General features: G+C 52.0%; 11 protein-coding genes. 9 read left to right on the forward strand and 2 right to left on the reverse strand.

Features of this window, described 5'->3' with window-relative positions; genetic code table 11:
* The first annotated feature begins 119 nt into the window (after positions 1 to 119).
* On the forward strand, positions 120 to 1,292 hold the full coding sequence (locus INT20_RS15290; RefSeq protein ID WP_319643862.1) for an aspartate:alanine exchanger family transporter: 1,173 nt from the start codon (positions 120 to 122) through the stop codon (positions 1,290 to 1,292).
* 338 nt (positions 1,293 to 1,630) lie between these two features.
* Here the strand turns inward: INT20_RS15290 and INT20_RS15295 are convergent, their stop codons facing one another.
* Positions 1,631 to 3,064 (reverse strand): phosphomannomutase, encoded by a 1,434-nt coding sequence (locus INT20_RS15295; RefSeq protein WP_193057226.1) that lies wholly within the window; start codon positions 3,062 to 3,064, stop codon positions 1,631 to 1,633.
* 191 nt (positions 3,065 to 3,255) lie between these two features.
* Positions 3,256 to 7,926 carry an ExeM/NucH family extracellular endonuclease gene (locus INT20_RS15300; RefSeq protein WP_193057227.1) on the reverse strand — a complete coding sequence of 1,557 codons (4,671 nt, stop codon included), beginning with the start codon at positions 7,924 to 7,926 and terminating at the stop codon, positions 3,256 to 3,258.
* Positions 7,927 to 8,264: 338 nt separating this feature from the next.
* Between INT20_RS15300 and INT20_RS15305 the strand changes: the two genes are divergently transcribed.
* The 8 genes from INT20_RS15305 to INT20_RS15340 all read left to right on the forward strand — a co-directional run bounded on the left by INT20_RS15305 (position 8,265) and on the right by INT20_RS15340 (position 19,891).
* Entirely contained in the window at positions 8,265 to 10,604 is a 2,340-nt protein-coding gene (locus tag INT20_RS15305; protein WP_193057228.1) for a DUF4214 domain-containing protein, read from the forward strand.
* A gap of 122 nt (positions 10,605 to 10,726) precedes the next feature.
* On the forward strand, positions 10,727 to 12,484 hold the full coding sequence (locus tag INT20_RS15310) for a type I secretion system permease/ATPase (protein ID WP_193057229.1): 1,758 nt from the start codon (positions 10,727 to 10,729) through the stop codon (positions 12,482 to 12,484).
* A gap of 1 nt (position 12,485) precedes the next feature.
* Positions 12,486 to 13,865 carry an HlyD family type I secretion periplasmic adaptor subunit gene (locus INT20_RS15315; protein WP_193057230.1) on the forward strand — a complete coding sequence of 460 codons (1,380 nt, stop codon included), beginning with the start codon at positions 12,486 to 12,488 and terminating at the stop codon, positions 13,863 to 13,865.
* Entirely contained in the window at positions 13,865 to 15,316 is a 1,452-nt protein-coding gene (locus INT20_RS15320) for a TolC family outer membrane protein (protein WP_193057231.1), read from the forward strand. The genes INT20_RS15315 and INT20_RS15320 overlap by 1 nt, the downstream gene beginning before the upstream one ends.
* Positions 15,317 to 15,373: 57 nt before the next feature.
* Positions 15,374 to 16,702 carry an undecaprenyl-phosphate glucose phosphotransferase gene (locus INT20_RS15325; RefSeq protein WP_193057232.1) on the forward strand — a complete coding sequence of 443 codons (1,329 nt, stop codon included), beginning with the start codon at positions 15,374 to 15,376 and terminating at the stop codon, positions 16,700 to 16,702.
* Positions 16,703 to 16,726: 24 nt separating this feature from the next.
* Positions 16,727 to 18,562 carry a DUF6311 domain-containing protein gene (locus tag INT20_RS15330; protein ID WP_193057233.1) on the forward strand — a complete coding sequence of 612 codons (1,836 nt, stop codon included), beginning with the start codon at positions 16,727 to 16,729 and terminating at the stop codon, positions 18,560 to 18,562.
* The gene (locus INT20_RS15335; protein WP_319643863.1) at positions 18,559 to 19,533 is read left to right on the forward strand and encodes a glycosyltransferase family 2 protein; all 975 of its coding nucleotides are present in this window, start codon (positions 18,559 to 18,561) and stop codon (positions 19,531 to 19,533) included. The genes INT20_RS15330 and INT20_RS15335 overlap by 4 nt, the downstream gene beginning before the upstream one ends.
* Complete coding sequence (locus INT20_RS15340) at positions 19,511 to 19,891, forward strand: GtrA family protein (protein WP_193057234.1); 381 nt, start codon at positions 19,511 to 19,513, stop codon at positions 19,889 to 19,891. Before INT20_RS15335 ends, INT20_RS15340 begins: the two co-directional genes overlap by 23 nt.
* The last annotated feature ends 10 nt before the right edge of the window (positions 19,892 to 19,901 follow it).

A 19,901-nucleotide genomic window follows, 5' to 3' on the forward strand; every position in this document is an offset into this window, starting at 1 on the left:
TGTACTCCACGACCGGGACGTGAATGCGGCCCGGAATATCCTCAGCCTCGGGGCAGGACGTTGCCCTCAAGAAGTTGAAATCCCCGTCCTTTAGGGCGGGGAGGACGTCAATTGGAACGGTGGGCACCGGGTGGATCATCGCTTTTCTGGGGCCAAAGCTTTTACGCATCAACCTACAGGAAGAGTGTAAGCGCTACGAAAAAGAGATGTCCGTCGGCGCTTCCGAAGATGGTATGCATTCCGCATGGCATAAATACATCATTCGAGCTTATGAGCTTGCCACGCCCGGCTTGATTGCCGGTAAAACGGTATCAGAAGCAGAAGCCAGTGTTGATGGGCGCCTGTTCCTGGAAAACCTGCGCCGTGGAGAAAAGATTATTCCCTTTGATGGCGATACCGTTTTACAAGTAGGCGATATTGTTGCTGTCTCAGGTAATCATGAAGCGTTAGTAGAGTGGAGCAATCGGGCTAAGGAAGTCGCTGATCCAGAGCTTTTGAATATACCTGTTGAATCGGTCGATGTTTTTATTACCAATAAAAAAGCAAATGGGAAAAAACTCATTGAGCTTGCTCAGCAGCCTATGTCTCGAGGTGTTTACGTTACACGTGTTCGGCGAGGCTCAATGGGCGTAGATATCCCTTTATACGCGCAAACTAAAATACATCGTGGTGATATCGTAACTATTAACGGTACGAAGAAACATATTGACGACATAATTGGCGAATACGGCTTTGCTGACCGTCCTACCAGTGTTACGGATATGGTGTTAGTGGGTGCCGGTATCGTTTTGGGTGGTTTAATTGGTGCGATATCGGTTCCTGTCGATGGGATTCCAATTACGCTTTCTGTTTCGGGCGGCGCGTTGATTGCGGGTATTCTTATTGGGTGGTTACGTAGTTTCATACCGAAGCTCGGTACAGTGCCAAGCGCAACGCTTTGGTTTATGAACTCGGTAGGTTTGAATATATTTATTGCTGTGGTGGGCATTACGGCGGGTCCCACGTTTGTTGCTGGGCTTCAACAGGTCGGCTTCGAGATATTCTTCTGGGGGCTATTTGCAACCGCTGTCCCGATGGTACTCGGCCCATTGATTGGTAAATATATTTTTCGTTTCGACCCTGCGATTAATCTTGGCTGCTGCGGTGGGGCCAGAACGAGCACGGCATCTGTCGCTATGGTATCTGAACAAGCCAAAAGCAACGTGCGCATGCTTGGGTATACGGTGCCCTACGCTGTCAGTAATACGTTTTTAACATTGTGGGGCATGGTTATCGTTATATTATTATCGTAAGGACCTATTTGAAAATGCCTGCGCGGTTCAAAACCACCGCGCGGGCATTTTTCATTCACTTAAGCCAGAAAAGCCATCCCAGTCGCCATGAACGGCATTCATGCAGTACCTGACGCGGATGCGATGAAAGTCGCGTCCGATTGCGTTATGATAGCGGCCTGATTTCTTTCATGAACTGAATAATGATGGGCGATAAAGAACGTGACAGTGGTGTGGTCGCTGTCGGTTTTATAAATCGCTATACTGAATAAATGGTTCTCCGGCTATGGATGGCCGCAACGCGCGGGAGGCTCTAAAGAGCCTCTCACGTTTTGCTTTCTTACTGTAAATCGATTGGCTTAAGCAAGGGCAGCGAGGCTAGCCAGGCTTCTCTGAACCAGGGCAGATGCTTTTGCCTGTGAGTCTGATTCACAGTAGCAGCGCAGTTCTGGGGCATTGCCGGAAGGGCGCAAGTGCACAATATCGTTGTTTTCCAACGTTATGCGTAAGCCATCAATTGTATTTATATCTTTAATGGGCGCTGCGAAGCCTAAAGCTTCCTGCATCTCTTTAGGGGCTTCTCGCCACGTTGCTAACAGAGCATTGCTCTGCCAGGTAGGAAAGCCCTTAAGTCGGTCGCTTGCGGTATATCGTAAAGGAAGGTTGGCAAATAACTGCGACAGCCTGATACCTTGTTGGGCAGCTGTTATCATCAGGGTTAACGCGGGTAAAAGTGCATCGCGGGTGGGGAGTGCTGCTAGTGCACGGTTGTCTACTTCCAGCTCACTACCTAGCAAAAAGCCACCGTTGGCTTCAAAGCCTGCGACTCGATCAAACTGCTTACTGAGCGTTGCCATATTGGCCAATACATAGGGCGAACCGATGCGTGTTCGTTCAACCTTTTTAAACGCACCGCATGCTTCAATGGCTGTATTACAGCTTACTGGAACAGCAAGTGCTTCAATCCCCAGCGCTCGTGCGCACAGTAAGCCCACCACATCACCACGTTGCCAAGTACCTGTCTCATCGCCGACCAGAGGCCTATCGCCGTCACCATCAGTAGAGAGCAGGGCATGCAGCTGGTACTGTTTTGCCCATGCGCTGCCCTTTGCCTGATCTTCTTCGCTTACTGCCTCGGTATCCACTGGAACAAAGGTTTCGCTACGACCGAGTATAACCACATCGGCACCTAGCTCGGCCAATATATGGACGTTTAAATCACGCCCAGCAGCAGAGTGCTGATATAGCCCTATGCGCCATCCTTTTAGTGGCTCGCCGGTAAACCACGAGGTAAAGTGCCGAGTATATGTCTCGCTGGCTGCATCAGAAACGACATTGCGTACTGGATGCACCTCTGCTGGCATTCGCGCAGTTGAGGTAGAGATCGCATCCTCATCCTGTTTGGTAATTTCGCCATCAGGCCGATAGAACTTAATCCCATTACGATCAAAAGGTATATGGCTACCGGTAATCATTATGCAGGGAATACCATCTGTCATGGCCTGCAACGCAAGTGCAGGGGTGGGCAGTACGCCATAGTCATCAACTTCAACACCCATGGCGTGGGCGGCGCCAGTGCACGCTGCTACCATGGCTGGGCTGCTGGGGCGGAGGTCCATGCCGATTGCAATCCGTTTTACGTCAAAGCTCGACTTCATGGCAGAAATGAACGCCACGCTAAATGCGGCACATACCTCGTCAGTAAATTGCTCTACCAGCCCTCGTGCGCCGCTGGTACCGAAGGCAATGCCGCTGTCTGCAATAATGGCCGCTGCTAAACGTGTTGAGCTCAACGTGTTTCTCCAGAATTAAAAGCCGGTGTGAAATAGTAAGCATAATAAGTTTACGCAATGAATTTAACACGCTGTAAAGCCGGAGCCATGGATTACCTGTAGTCGGGGAGCTATTCGAAGGCGTAAAAAAAATGACCCCGCAAGCGGAGGCCATCAATAATGAGCGTTTAAGAACGGTTGTCGCGAAACTCTTAGGCTTCTGCCGCACTTAGGTTTAAGCCCACCAAAATAGGGTCATGATCTGAGCTGCGGAATGGGTCCGGGGCGTACAAGTTCTCGACCTGGCGCTCAGAGGTGTACTCCGTGTTGTAATCCAAGGCAGTCGCTTCGTCTGCATTGATATGCCAAGTCGTGGTGCCGGTAACCTGCTGGGTCAGTGATTCGCTGGCCAATGCATGATCCAGCGACCCCCAGAAGCCATCAAAGACATAGCTATAGTCGTCATCGAGCAGCTCAAACCCTGCTTCTTTCAGCGCCGTGATAGGGTCTTCCATGGCATAAGCGTTCAAATCACCCAGGATGAGTACGTCTTGATCGTCACTGCCTGTTGGATTGCTTTCCAGCCATTCAAGGAGCTCCTTGGCTGCTTCAACGCGTGTCGGGTTGTTGTTGCCTTGACCGTCACCAATGGCATTCTCGCCATTGATCACACTGCCCTTTGACTTGAAGTGGTTGACGACTACGGAGAACTGCTCGCCGTTATCGTCGGTGAAGGTCTGCATGACCGGAGGGCGGCTTCCATAAGCAAACGCGCCGTCGGTCTTGGTGGCAGCGTCACCGGCAGGTGTCACCGCTTGGCTGTTATAAATCACACCCACCGCTATAGCATCAGTACCAGGGCTTGCGATACTACCTTCGGCATCCTTGGGAGTGCTATAGTCCCATGTGACACCGTCAAGACCTTTTAGCTGGGCATCGGCATTCAAGGCATTAACAAGGGCCGCAATGGCACTGTCTTCCCCGAAGCCGTTGTTTTCAACTTCCATCAGGCCCACTACATCGGCACCGCTGGTATTGATTGCGTTAACGATCTTGGCTTCCTGACGGGAAAACTCTTCAGCGTTATTGGCGCCACGCGGTGAGTGCTCAGTGCCGTCAAGGGTGGCTGTTTTATTGCCGTTTTCATCCAACGTATTGAAGTAGTTAAGTACGTTGAATGACGCCACCTTGATTTCAGCATCGCCCAAAGTATCGGTATCCGGTGTGGCGGGGCCGTAGAAATCCAAGCCATCTACATTTTGTACTTTCCACTCCCCATGGCTGAAGTCCAGTACACCTTCCAGGGTGTCCAGCATATCGCCCCCGCGTAGCGGATTGGTAGCAGAGAGCTCTTCACCGTTACGACCATAGATAATCGGGTCCGGGTTTTGCGACGAGTTGGCATCATCGATCTTGATCGTGCGGGCTTCTGCGTCCTCGAGCCAAGCGCTATAGCCTTCCACGCTCGGCGCGTTGACCTCAGTAAACTGCTCCAGGCGGCCGTTGGCAGAAAGCGTAACTTCACCGTAACGGCCTAGCTCGTAAAGCTCAGTAACCACTAGCGGCTCGCCATCGAGTGCTTTAATGGCGACACGCATGCCTTCAAACGCTTCCAGGCCCTGTTTGTTGGCAAAAGGTAGCTTGATGGCCTGGCTCTGGGGCAGAGGCTGCTCGCGAGCCAGAATGTCGAGACTGGAGCGGTCAGCGGTAAGCTGAGTCTTGTCATAAAATTCTGAAACGGTGCCACCAATACGGATCTGGTCGCCCGCAGAGAGCTGCTCAAGCCATTCACTGCTGCCACTCCCTGCATAAACGAAGATTCCTTCGGAGGTCAGCGGGTTATCGTCGTTGTCCTCATCTTCTTCTTGCAGAAAGAAGCCATCCATACCGGGCGTCACCATGGTAACGATCGCTTCTAGCGTGACATTCTCGTCATTTAGCGCGCTGGTACCGCCTTCACCCTGAACCGTCGAAATCAGCGTAATTTCGGGCTCCGGTTTGATGGCAACGCCAGGAGAGGCGAGAGCGGGTACGTCGCCACTATTACCCCCCGCGGCAGAAGAGCTAGCTGCACCCTCTTCATCTGTCTGCGTGAACGCTTGGCGGTCCACGTTCCACGAAGCGGCGTCGTTATTTGACGTGTCGGGGTAGGCTTCAAAGCCAACTTTGTTGCCATCAATACGCGGGTCGCCCTGCCAGAGGGTGACGGCATCGCCACCACTGCCCAAACCGGCGGCATTGTCGGCAAAGCCAACTTTCAGGCTGTCGATGTTACTGATGTTGCTCCAGGCCTCACGGAACTGGGCCACGGCATCAATGCCACCATCGACGATCACAATGGAGGATTCGCCCGGTGCCAGCGTGGTCAGGCCTTCGATAAGCACGGCATCTTGCGGGTTGGCGCTGTCGTCGTCGTAGTAGAGCGGAGATTCAGCAAAGTCCAGAGTGTCACCAGAACGGTTGGTGATTTCAAACCAGTCTTCGGTGATATCCGTACCGGCTTGCCCTGGCCAGATCTCGGTAATGACTAGGCCAATGTCACTTTCACCCGGCACATAAGGCGCCTCCATCGTGCCAATACGAAATTCCATCGTTGCGTTATCGGGCAGGGCATTGCGCTCGAAGGTCCAGTTATCTGGATTACCAATCGCTGCTAAAAGCGCGTCTGCCGTACCGTAACCATCGGCGGTAAAGGCCGCGTTACGCGCGCTGCCAACGGCAATGGCCGTAGTGCCATTTTCCAGGTCTGGCGGTAGGGCCGAGTTATTGGAGTTTGTGGCGGTTTCTTGCCACTCACTGCTATTGGTCTGAATGGCATAGATAAAGGTAGGGTTTGTATCTTCACCCACAAACGCAATAACCTGGTCGCCACCCACGGAAAGGTTGAAACTGCCATTACCTACCGCCGCGCTGTTGGCATTAGAGAACTGGTCGGCATTTTGCGTGTGAGAAATCACTGTGCCCGGGGCAACACCGCCTGCTGGCGCTGTCCATTTCACTGCACCTTCATTGGCTCGGAAGCCATCACCCGTCCAGCCGGAATCCGTAAAGGTAATTTCTGCCCCTTCGGCGATACCGTGTAGTGCAACAAACTGAAACTCTTTGTCACTACCGCTAACGGCCGTAACGGCGATATCGCCTGCACGCGGGGCCATATCCGGCAGCGCGTCAAACATAATATCCGTACCGATAAACTGCTGCTGGCTATCTGGAAGGTCTTTCGAAGACCGACCATCATCAAACCAGTCGACCGTACCGCTATCAAAAAGCACGCTGGCTGAAATACCTGCATCGCTCATTTTTACGTCAAAAAGCGCTTCGGGTTTTGCGGTGAGCGCCTCAGGAATGGTGTTTAGATCGATGCCGTCAATTTCGCGAACAGCATGGTGTCCGTCCCATAAATAGAGTCCAAAACCAGCGTCATCGCCATCATCTACAGGGCCTGCCAGAATCAAGTAACCTTCTTCTCCAGCAGGCTCAATGGCGCGCACGGCCCGGCCATCAAGATCCAGCCGCAGCGGCTCGCCAAATGATGCTTGGGTAGCGCTGCCATTTACCAAGTCGATAGCGTTGGAGACTGGTAACAGTTGGGCGAAATCGTCGTCCAACGGCGCCCGCAGGCCAAGGTAAAGGGTCTCGTCGATAAACACCGCACCTTCTACATTTATTCCCAGCTCCAGTTTCAGCGCGTTATCCCCTAAACCATGCTCGTTGTTCGCATCCCAGGCAGCGAGCTGTTTGGCTAGATCGGTAAACTGGCCGGTCACGCTGATATCGAATGTGTCAGCGCTATCACCGGACACTTCTGTAGTGAATATCATCGAGCGCTGGCCGCTTTGATGCGAGCCTAGCCAGTATTGAACCCCCTGGTAGGTGGCTACGGCTTCGAGGTCCACTTCCTGGCTATCGCTGAGACCCAGCGCATCGTTCAGATTAATTGCCACAAGTGGCGCGCCGCCCGTTTCGCGGTCATAAAGGCGTAGGGTCTGATCTTCATCGTCCGCGACCAGCATTAGTTGCTCGTCAATGGCAACGGCTGCTGATGCGTCTGATGCGCCCTGGTAGTAGCGCTCGCCTAGCTGAAAATCGGGTTGGGGTGTTTTTCCCGGCTCAGGTTCTTCGGGCTGTTCCGGTTCTTCGGGCTGTTCCGGTTCTTCGGGCTGTTCCGGTTCTTCGGGCTGTTCCGGTTCTTCGGGCTGTTCCGGTTCTTGGGGCTGTTCCGGTTCTTGGGGCTGTTCCGGTTCTTCGGGCGGCTCCGGTTCTACAGGCTGTTCCGGTTCTTCGGGTTCAGGCTGGGTTGCCTCGTCCTCGATTTGGTTAATCAGATGGCCTAGCAATGTATCGAAACTAGTATCAGTTGCATTGTCACCTTCACCCGCGAGGGGTTGCAGCATCCTGGACGGCGCTAACTGTTGACTTTCGTTGCTCGCCTCGATGGCTTGTAGAATGTTTTCACGTGAAGCGCCAGTAGAAAGTAATTCCAACCAGTAGTCAGCGCCAGTGGGCTCCGGCACGCGTCCCAGCACCCCCTGATACGCCTGAGTAAGCCAGGCTGTATCGTCATACGTAGCAATCGTTTGGAACTCGGCAGAAGTCTTGAAGCTTTCAGTTACCTCCTGCAGCGTTAATCCTTCACGCAGCGTGTTGGCCCAGTAGGTGAGGCCCTCTGTATCGGCTGATCGCAACAGGTAAGTGGTATAAAGCTGGGTGATCGGTTGAATCACTTCGTTAAACTCGGTGCTGGCCAACAGGTTGCGTGCAACACCCTCGACATCTATTTCACGGCGATCCAGCAAACCCGCCCAGTAACGCTGTCCTTGATCATCGGGTTGGCGTAACAGCAGCGTCTGGTACAACGAGCTAACAATGATCTGGTTATTCATGTCCATTTTCCGTCCAGGTAAGCAGTCATTCGTTTGTGGTTTGGGTCATGTATGCACATGTTGCAAGCGACATGCATGACAAGACCCTGTCAATATGCGGCGTCCATCGTTCGCAATATCACGTGATTACCTAACCTAACGCTTGGGTATGTCATGATTGTGACGTTTTAGATATCCATATTGACGCTGTGATACAAACCGTTGCCCAAGCATTGAACTCTTGGATAAAACGATTTTTTGCACGAATTTATTCAAAGTGTCATATAGCCGTCACTGTTAGCTCAGTAACATCCCTCATCGCTTGAAGGGGCGAATACTCAAAAAAGAAGGGGATTTCAATGAGCAACTTTCAGCTACAGCTTCTGCACGCCGCTGATATGGAAGGGGGTGGCGGGGACTTACTGAACGCACCCAATTTCGTTTCCATCGTCGACCACCTGGAAAACCAGTACGCCAACTCATTGTTTGTGAGCTCGGGTGATCTGGTGTTGCCTGGGCCCTATTTAAGTGCTGCGTCTGAAGAGAGCCTACAAGCTGCGTTCCAGACCGCCGTAGAGGATGTTTACGGACTGGAAACGGGCTCCATGAGTGGTATTACAGCCGCCTCGGGGCGGGTTGAAACGCTGCTGATGGATCTGGTCGATGCCGCAGCAGTGGCGCTGGGCAACCATGAGTTCGACTTGGGAACCGACCTGATTGCCGACATGCTCGCGCCCGTGGTCAATGGTGAAAGTGCTGCCGACGTAGCGTGGCTGGGTGCCCAATTCCCCTATATATCTGCCAACCTGGACTTCTCAGAGGATTCAGCGCTTAGCGGTTTGGCCACCAACGAGATATTTTCACACGATGCATTTCAGTCGACGCTTGAAGAAGTGCTGGCTGATGCGAACAAGCCTAAGCTTGCCCCGGCAGTCATTGCTGAACGTGGCGGTGAAAAGATTGGCATTATCGGTGTTACCACCCAGATTCTCGAGAGTATTTCATCGATAGGCGGTGTAGACGTGCTCTCAGGTGGCAGCAATGATATGCAGGCCCTGGCCGCTATCATTCAGCCGGTGGTTGATGACCTGGAGGCGCAAGGCATCAATAAGATCATCCTGAGTGCGCATTTGCAGCAAATTCAGTTTGAAGAAGAACTGGCGACCCTGCTGGACGGCGTCGATATCGTTATCGCCGGTGGTTCGGACTCGCTGCTAGCCAATGAAAATGACATTGACCGCGGTCTGTTTCCTGGCGCGGGCGAGCCGTATGACACCTACCCGATTCTCACCAAGGATGTTTCCGGTAATGACGTGGTCATCGTGAACACCGATGCCGGTTGGCGCTATGTCGCTCAGCTAGTGGTCGAATTTGACGAAAATGGCCACGTCGTCACCGACTCGATTGAGCAGACCACTTCAGGCGTTTACGCCTCGACGGATGAGCAGGTAGAAGCTCTGTGGGGCAGCCTGGAAGACGCTTTTGCTGACGGAACCAAAGGCCAGATTGCCCAGGACCTTGTCGGTGCCGTGGGTGAGTTCGTGGCCGACCAGGATGGCAATGTTCTTGGCCTGTCCGATGTATATCTGGTGGGAGAACGCGGCTCGGTGCGCACCGAAGAGACCAATCTCGGGAACCTCACTGCCGACGCCAACCTCTGGTATGCCCGCCAGCTGGATGACGATGTCATGGTCTCGTTCAAGAACGGCGGCGGTATTCGTGAAGCGATTGGCGAAGTCGTCGTGCAAGGCGGCGATAGCGAGCCCAGCTATCAGGCACCGTCTGCCAATGATGCCATCGGCAAGCCAGCAGGTGGTGTATCTCAGTTGGACGCCGCTTCGGCACTGCGCTTCAATAATGACCTGGCCATCCTGACGGTTAACCGCAGCACGCTGCTTGACGTGTTAGAGCACGCCGTAGCGGCCGCCGCCCCTGATATCAGTGCAGGCCAGTTTGCCCAGGTGGGCGGCGTTCAGTACAGCTACGATTGGGAGCAGCCCGCAGGGCAGCGTATTCAAAGTGCTGCTATTCTCAACGAAGACGGCCAAATTCATGACGTGCTGGTGGCCAACGGGCGCTTGGTCGGCGATGCAGACGCAACCGTAAAAGTCGTTACCCTGGGCTTCATGGCCGACGGCGGCGACGGCTATCCGCTTGGAGAAGACCGATACCTTGAACGCATTGATCTGCTTGAAGCCTATGAGCTGGATGGCAAGTTCGACTTCGCTGAGAAGGGGAGTGAGCAAGACGCCTTCGCCGAATACATGGGCGCCATGTATAGCGAAACACCGTTCAGCGAAGCTGAAACGTCGAGTAGCGAAGACCTGCGCATTCAGAACCTGGCATTCCGCGATGACGCTGTGCTCAGCGAAGCGGTTGATCCTCTCCTACGACTATATGATGCGGCCTTTGAACGTGATGCCGATGGCACGGGCCTGGGCTACTGGCTGGACGTCAGCCAGAGTGCAAGCCTTGACACTATTGCCAACAGCTTTATTGCCTCTGATGAGTTCAACGAGCGCCATACAGGCATACAGGATGACGCCTTTGTTGAACTAATGTATTCCAACGTGCTCGAACGAGCGCCAGACGCGGCAGGTAAACAGTATTGGCTTGATGAAATAGCCAACGGCGCTGAGAAAGGTGCGGTAATGGTTGGCTTTTCCGAGTCTGACGAGAGCATGGTGCTATTTGGATAATGTTTTCGTTCTGAATACATAAATCCGGCTCTTGTAACGCCCCTACCCTTGGCAGGGGCGTTTCTGTTATGCTGCCGCGATTAATCTTCGCGTGACTTCTTTGATTCAACGGTGATCCCTCCATGGCAAAGCAACAGGAAGCAACGGATCTGCAGCGTGCATTGAGCGCCTGTAAGGGTTCGTTTGTATCGGTGGGTTTTTTCAGCATGTTTGTAAACCTGCTGATGCTTGTTCCCCCGATGTATATGCTCCAAGTATATGACCGCGTACTTACTACCCAAAGCCTCGACACTCTTGTCATGCTCACCTTGGTGGTGGTGTTCCTTTTTATGGTGATGGGCGGACTAGAGCTTGTAAGGTCGCGGATGCTGGTCAGGATTGGGAATCGGCTGGATACCACGATTAATCAACGACTGTATAGTGCAATGTTTCGCCGCAGCATTGTTGCTCCAGGTACGCAAAGTGCCCAACCGTTAAATGATCTAACAAACTTACGCCAGTTTCTCACGGGAAACGGCCTGTTTGCCTTTTTTGATGCTCCATGGGTGCCTATCTATCTTGGTATTTTGTTCATTTTTCATCCATGGCTGGGCATATTTGCCACCTGCGCTGGCATCATTTTATTCGTACTTGCCTTGGTCAATGAAAAATCAACAAAAGGCCTGTTAGCAGAAGCCAATAGCGAGCAAATCCAGGCGCAAAACCTGGCTAACTCCAACTTGAGAAACGCAGAAGTACTGCATGCCATGGGCATGTTGCCGGGCATCATGGGCCGCTGGTCCAAGCGCCACCATGAGTTTCTTGCCAAGCAGTCCCAGGCAAGCGACCGCGCCGGTGCATTAACGAATACATCTAAAGTAATGCGTCTTCTATTCCAGTCCTTGATTCTTGGCCTGGGGGCACTGCTGGTGCTCAATGGTGATATGACACCAGGCATGATGATTGCAGGCTCTATCCTGATGGGCCGTGCACTGGCACCTATCGACCAGATGATTGGTGGCTGGAAAGGCTTTGTTGCCGCACGAGGCGCCTATAGTCGGCTGAATGATTTACTTACCCAAATACCTGATGATCAACGCCGCATGTCGCTACCGGCACCTCAAGGTATTATCGATATTGAAAACGTGGCTGCAGCGCCTCCGGGCACGCGTATGGCAACTATTCGTGGTATCAACTTCAGTGTAGCCAAAGGCGAGCATGTTGGCATTATTGGTCCTAGTGCGGCCGGTAAGTCCACCTTGGCTCGCGTGCTGCTGGGTATCTGGCCAACTCAAGTTGGCGATGTACGCCTTGATGGCGCTGAGATTAATCACTATAACCGAGACGAATTAGGTCCTTATATTGGTTACTTGCCTCAAGATATTGAATTGTTTGATGGCTCTATCAGCGAGAACATCGCTCGATTTGGCAATATTGATTCTGCGGAAGTAGTTGCAGCTGCGAAAAAAGCCGGCGTGCATGAGATGGTGCTGGAGCTTCCCAACGGGTACGACACTATTATCTCTTCTACTAGTGGCGCACTTTCTGGAGGGCAGCGTCAGCGACTTGGTTTGGCTCGAGCGCTTTATGGCAGCCCTGTTTTGGTGGTGCTGGATGAACCCAATGCCAATCTGGATGAAGCAGGCGAGCGCGCACTAGGCCAAGCGATTTCTCATTTGAAAGCCGAAGGCACAACTCTGTTTGTGATTAGCCACCGGACCAGTGTCCTCAAATCCATGGATAAGCTACTGGTCATGAAAGAGGGCCAGGTAAGCATGTTCGGGCCTAGAGACCAGGTGCTCGCCCAGTTTGCCAAGAAACGCCCCCAAGTCGCGCAGCAGAATGCAGCTCGCCTTTCCGCTATTTCCGGTGGCCGTAGCGGCGGCAGTGAGGAGTCGTAAGATGAGCAACCGTAAAGACCAGCTTCCGGCTAAAAATGAAATAGATGTGACCCCGCAAGGCCCCGCCACCATTGACGGTGAAGCCCAGGAAGTGTTGCCTACCAGCGATAAAGGCTATCGCAAGCTGGGCTACGCGATTTTGGGTATTGCGCTAGGTGGTTTCATAGTGTGGTCGGTGACCGCCTCCCTGGCCGTTGCCGTGGTTGCTCCTGGTAATGTATCGATGGAGTCGTTCAAACGCACCGTTCAGCACCTTGAAGGTGGCATCGTGCGCGAGCTGCTGGTGTCTGACGGCGACAAGGTAGAAGCCGGCCAGCCGCTGGTGGTGCTGAGCGACACCCAGGTGCGTTCACAGTTGGAAATTGCCCAATCCCAGTATTACATCAACCGGGCAATGGAAGTGCGCTTACTGGCAGAGCAGCAAGGCGCCTCGTTGCTGGAAATGCCCGAAGAGCTCAGCTCTGTCGACAACGAGCGTGCTCAGCAGGTGACCGCCGTGCAGCAAGGTCTCTTTCAGGCACGTCGCCAGTCGCTTCTCAGCACCTTGGAAGCCATGGATGAGCAGATCGTCCAGATGCAAGAGCAGATCGATGGCTTGGAAGCACGCACGCGGGTTAATAATCAGCGCATCAGCTCGCTGCGCTCTGAAGCCGAAGACTTCCGTTCGCTCTACCGTGAGGGGCTGGGTGATAATCAGCGCCTTCGCGAGCTTGAACGCCAGATCTTGCAATACGAAGGTGACAACGCCGAGTTCCAAGCCAATATGGCTCAGCTGCGCTCGCAAATAAGTGAAAACCGCATGCAGAAAGAGACCACTCAGCAGGAGTTTCAGGCTGAAGTGGGTGAGCAGTTGCGTAACGCTCAGTCGCAGATCGCCGAAGCGGAAGAGCGCATTACCTCACTGACCGATCAGGTAAATCGCACTGTGGTAAGCGCGCCCGTATCGGGCACTATTGTTGGCCAACAGGTATATACCGTGGGTGCCGTTATTCGTCCTGGCGACTCTATCATGGATGTTGTGCCTTCCAATGACGGGTTTGTGGTCGAGGCTCGTGTGCCCACGCGCGATATCGATAACCTGTTTTTGGGGCAGCTCGCCGAAATTCGCTTCTCGGCTTTTAACCAGCGTCTCACTAACATTATTGATGGCGAAATCATCCACATAAGTGCCGACAGCTTTGAAGATGAGGCGACTGGGCAGCGCTATTATAAAACGCGTATACGTGTTACTGACGAAGGCCGCGAAGATATGACTGAGCAGATGCAGTTACTGTCTGGCATGCCTGCCGAAGTGATGATCCGTACTGGTGAACGTACCTTTGCCAGCTACATCGCCAAGCCTGTTACCGATATGCTGGCTCGCGCTATCCGGGAGGACTAATGACACGGACGCCACGCTTTACCTTAAGTGCGCTCAGCATTGCGGTTGTCTTGTTTAGCCATGCGGCATTCTCACAAAGCGACGTGCCTGTTGATCAGCAGTCGCTGAACGAATTTGAAGCGCTAAACGATGCAACCGGCGAGCCTCAAACGCTGCCCTCGCTGCCGGGCTTGTTCGTTCGTGCCCTGGAACACGATTCTGATTTGTCACGCCAGCGGTTTGAGCTTGAAGCCACGCGGGAAGAAATTCCCATGGCGCGCTCACGGTTGCTGCCTCAGGTAACCGCTACGGGCGGATACATGTGGCAAGACTCAACCAATATTCAAACCGTTGAAGAGATAGACCAGTTTGGTAACACCCAGCGTCCTGGTGAAATAGACGAAGCATATTGGCAGGTCCAGCTACAGCAGCCGCTCTTTAGTCTTGAGCGCTGGCGTAGCGTCGATGTTGCGGGCGCCCAGGTAAGCGCCGCTGAACTTCAGCTAGCCGTTATTGAGCAAGAGCTTGCGATGCAAGTTAGCGAAGCGTACATAAAAGCTTATCTAGCAGCCCAGCGTTCAGGTTTGCTCGAAGCCCAGCAGGAGTCGCTCGATTTGCAGGTGCGCCAGGCAAGCCGCGCCTTTGACTTGGGCGTGGGGAACCGCGTTGACTTACTGGAGGCTCAAGCCCGTTACGACCAGGCGGTGTCAGACGCGGTAGAAGCGGAAAACGAGCTGGATAATGCGCTAAGTGAGCTAGAGCGCCTGACCGGAGTGATGCCTTCCTTTGCAAGCAGCCCGCCGAGCGAGTTATCCAACGTAACGTTGGATGACGAGATGGGTGAGGCTGAGCAATGGCTAGCGCGTACAGGGCAAAACCTTAATGTCCTGCTGGCGACCGAGCAGCAAAAAATTGCCCAAGCGGATACTGGTGCTAGGCGTGCGGGCTATTACCCAGAGCTTAACCTGAACCTCAGTTACTCCGACCGCATTAGTGATGATGATTTGCGAGAAAGTGAAGATTACCGGGCCGGTGTTGAGCTAAGCGTGCCTATTTATCGCGGTGGCTATACCAATGCCAGCGTGCGCCAAGGCGAAAGACGCATCGAAGCAGGCCAGGCAACGGTTGATAACGAACGCAATCTGGCCATGCAGGAAGTTCGCCGCCGTATTCGAGCATTGAACGGCGGGCAGCGTCGGCTGGAAGCGCTGAATCAGGCAATTGCCTCAGGCCAACTCTTCCTGGAAGCGGCTGAAAGGGGCGAGCAGCTAGGTCTGCGCGACCTGGTCGATGTGCTAGACGCACGGGCAAGCTTCTACGACCAACGTATCCAGTATGTTGATACGGTAGGTAATTATGCGCTGGACATGTTGGCGCTGCAATCAGCCGTGGGCAGTCTAGAGAGCCAGGACTTGGATCGCATCATGGCGCTACTGGCCTCGATGTCTACGTCAGTGCAGGTAGCCCGGTAGTCAGCAACTATGGCCGTTATAAAAACAAGTCAAAGCAACGAATGGTTGCGACGTGCCATGCGTTGCTTCGATGCTGCGATCGCTATAGGCGTTGCTCTTGCCGTTCTGCGGCTAATGCCGCATGTTGTTGTAGAGGGTAACGACTATCTGTTTCTTATCCTGGTGGGCAGCTTGCTGCTGCCCGCTGTTGGGGAATTAATAGGTCTCTATCAACCTTGGCGCGGCCGCAGTCTTTACAACATGCTGGGTATTTACTTGGCCGCTTGGGTAGCCACTTTAGGGCTGCTCAGTCTGCTATTAGTGGCTGTTCAAGAAACTCAAAGCTACTCCCGGTTATGGATGGGCGTTTCGGCCTTGGCGATACTCACGGTAGGCAGCACAATGCGTACCTTGCTTTACGTCTACTTAAAGCGTCTGCGTGCCAAGGGCCATAACCTTAAGCGCGTGTTATTAGTGGGTAAAAAAGACAATATTGCACTGCTGGAAGAGATGATCGTCAAAACGCCTCATGCGGGATATATCGTAATGGGCCATTATGTTGACGAAAATGACCCTGCCTTTTTTCACAAAATAGCGGCGTTTGCTAAGGCCAATATCTTTCAGCGTGAATTTGATGAGATATGGCTTGGGTATCCGCTGGTTCAAAGCAATCGGGTTCGTCATCTAATGCGGTTACTTGCCGGGATCCCAGCCAGTATACGATTTTTTCCTGATTTAACAGATATCCGATTATTAAATCACCGGATCACGCAAGTCGCGGGACTCTATTCCTTAGAGCTTAACTACACTCCATTAAGCGGCCCCATGCGGCTTTTCAAAGCGCTGGAAGACCGCTTGCTGGGGTTCGTGCTGTTTATTATGTTTAGTCCTGTCATGCTTGCTGTGGCGATTGCTATTCGCTGTACCATGGGAGGGCCTATCCTTTTCAAGCAGGAGCGTCATGGCCTGGATGGTAAACGTTTCAGAATTTATAAATTTAGAACGATGCACCTGCATGAAAGTTCGGTCACCAAGCAGGCTTCACACTTCGATAGCCGTGTGACTCGTGTTGGCCGCTTTTTACGTCGTACTAGCCTGGATGAACTGCCTCAGCTCTATAATGTACTTCAAGGCCGCATGTCGCTGGTAGGGCCAAGACCACACGCTATGGATCATAACGACCATTATAAAGACCATATCAATATCTATATGCAACGACATCGCGTTAAGCCTGGTATGACAGGCTGGGCACAGGTAAATGGCCTGCGGGGCATTACTGATGACGTCAAGCTGATGGAGAGGCGTGTTGAGTACGACCTGTATTATATTGAGAACTGGTCGTTGGGGTTTGATCTCAAAATTTTAGCGATGACTGTCGTGTGCGGTTTCGTGAATCCACAGCCCTGACAAGACAAGCGCTAAAGGAAGTATATGAAAAGGATGACTTGGAAACATTCGGCGCATGTGTCTGAGTGTTTTCCCGCGATTGTCGCTGGAGTATTGCTAGGAGGGTTCGCCTGGTATCTTCATAATGGAATGATTGAGCCACTTAACACGTATTGGTTATTACGTGAGGGTGATTCTTTTCAGCATTTTATAGGTTGGCATTTTTATCGCCAAGAGGCTTGGCAGTGGCCGTTAGGCGCTATTAGCACACTGGCAACAGACCTGACAACCAGCATTGTCTATACAGACTCAATTCCACTTTACGCGATACCATTAAAGTTAGTTAATAGTTGGTTGCCTCCATTATTTCAGTACTTGGGCTTAGCGCTGTTTATTAACTATATCCTAAACGGTTATTTTGCATGCCGTTTGCTGCTCAAGCTCAATGTGCCTGCAGTGGCAGCAGTAATGGGCGCAGTTCTAATGGGCTGTTTACCTATAATAACCGCTAGAGGATTAGGGATTCATGGCCATGAAGCGCTAACGGCCCACTGGCTGATTTTTATCGCGCTTGAATATACTTTACTGATAAGAAATACAACCGTTCGCTCGGCGTTGAACTGGCTTGCGCTACTGCTAATTGCTGTTTTAATGCATTTTTATCTGTTTTTTATGGTTGGGGTGTTTTGGGCGGTATGGTGGTTGCGACAGGTCTGGTGGCAATGGCAGCGTAGTAGCAGTCTGGAGCTGCTCGTAAAGGAAAATGTTTTAGGCTGGGGAAATGCACTAGTTACGCCAGGCATCGTTCTGCTATGTATGTGGAGTGTCGGTTATTTCCACTTGGGCGAGCAAAGTGCAGCATCGGGGGGATACGGTTATTATTCTGCTGAGCTACTGACCTTTTTGAACCCCAGTTCGTCGGCATGGTTTTTTGACGATAACTTCCCTTCGATGTCATCAGTTTTCGCCGGTTGGGCGCCTGCTATTGAAGGGCAGTATGAAGGCATGGCTTACATGGGAGCAGGTCTATTACTGCTTTGTAGTGTCGCCGCTGCGCTGTATATCAAAGGTCTGTTTGAGGAGGCCCGTCAGGCAGAAAGGCCATTTCATGCTAATGTTCAACGGCCTGATTGGACCCCGGTCGTCATTGCATCAGTAGGTTTATTTCTATTTGCATTGGCAGGGCAGGTAGCGTTTGGAGGTGAGGGGATAGCGCTACATTACGATATTCTATTTGCTCCATTTCGAGATTACTTGCGCTCTAGTGGACGCATGGTTTGGCCATTGCAATATGTATTGATTATAGCCGCTTTAATAATAGTCACGAAACGATTAAAGACAGGTGTTTGGTTGCCGCTGTTAGTGCTTACCGTGATACTTCAGCGCGAAGATTTACGTGGATGGTATGAATTTATACACGATACGGTGGCAGACCGACTGGCCATAAGCTATCAGGAGCCGCTTCCTTACAGCGTGCTTAGAGATGATGCTTTGACACCCGTTTGGGAAGATAGTCAACGATTTATCGCATTTCCTGCAAATTATTTTAATCCGCTAAGGCCTTACCTGTGGATCGCTGCGAAGCATCAAATCCCGGTGAACGTTGCATATTTAGCGCGTGCTAACGATGCGTTGATTGAAAATGTAACGGCAGCACATCAGCACGCCCTCGAACAAGGCCAGCTATTTCCAGGTAATACCTATTTAATTACTGATAATGAATTGGGGCGGCAAGCCTGTATATTGCAAGAGTGGTCATGTAAGAGGCACCAAGACGTCACCATTGTCTGGCATAGCAGCCTTATTGGGGCGAGCTCACAAGAAGATGGGAAAAGCCATACACAGAATGATCTGAACGCGCTTCACGAGAGTAAGCTGTGAAACAAAAAACGCCAACTGATATTGCTCAGGTCGAGCTTGCACTGGTTGTTCCGGTGTTCAACGAAGAGCAGACCATAGAACTGTTTGTCCAGCACGTACATCAAGTGTTGGCAGATGTGGAATGGCAGTGGAATATTCTTTTTGTTGACGATGGTTCATCAGACCAAACGCTTACGATCCTTAAGCAGATAGTCGAGCGCTATCCCCGCGTGGGCTATATAGCGTTAAGCCGTAACTTTGGTAAAGAGGTGGCGCTCTCTGCAGGATTGCTAAATGCCCGTGGAGACGCAGCAGTACCCATGGATGTGGACTTGCAAGACCCGCCAGAGCTAATCATGACCTTTGTTCAATGTTGGCGTGAGGCTCAGGTTGATATGGTCTATGGTGTGCGCACTACCCGCCCTGAGGACACGGCGGCCAAGCGCCGTTCAGCCAGCTGGTTTTACCGTCTTTTCAATCGAATTACAGAAACTCCTATTCCTGAAAATGCGGGTGATTTTCGATTAATTGACCGACGTATGATAGAAGCGCTGCGCCACTTACCCGAAAGAAATCGCTTTATGAAAGGTCTGTACGCATGGGTGGGTTACACAAGCTTAAGCGTTCCCTATAGTCGGCCTGCCAGGGTCGCAGGGGATTCAAAATTTAATTATTGGCGACTCTGGAATTTCGCACTAGACGGCATTTTTAGCTTTAGCACCTTGCCTCTGAGGGTCTGGTCCTATATTGGTGCTCTTATTGCGGGTATTTCCTTTCTATATATTATTGTCATTATTGCTCAAGTGATATTTTTTGGGCGCGATGCCCCAGGCTACGCCTCTATGATGTCCGCTATTCTTTTTTTTGGCGGTATGCAGTTGCTATCTATAGGCATTCTAGGAGAATACGTAGGTCGGCTGTTTATTGAAAGCAAACAGAGGCCTCTCTACTTTGTCATTGACACTAGCGATGACTATGTTGACGTTCGCTGAGTTTTGGCAAATCGTACGTTTTGGGGTCGTTGGAGTGGCAGCCAGTGCGCTACATATTGCCACTGCAGCAGCACTTCTCATATTTTGGCCATTAATAGCCGAACTTTGGGCCAATTTAGCGGCCTATAGTGTAGCGTTTACAGCTTCACTGCTGGGGCATCAGTATTTTACGTTTCGCCGTCGTGCTCAATTGTCACGATTTTTGGCGATGTCCTTGTGTGGTTTCGCGCTGAATAATGGCGTGTTGGTTATTGCATTATGGGGTGGGTTGGCCGGTATGTGGGCAATAATCCCAGCCGTACTGGTGGCTGCTTCTAGCAGCTATCTTTTGTCGCGCGTTTGGGTATTTAGCAAATAAAAGTTCACTG

It is taken from the genome of Halomonas citrativorans (assembly GCF_014898005.1).
Taxonomy (GTDB): domain Bacteria; phylum Pseudomonadota; class Gammaproteobacteria; order Pseudomonadales; family Halomonadaceae; genus Vreelandella; species Vreelandella citrativorans.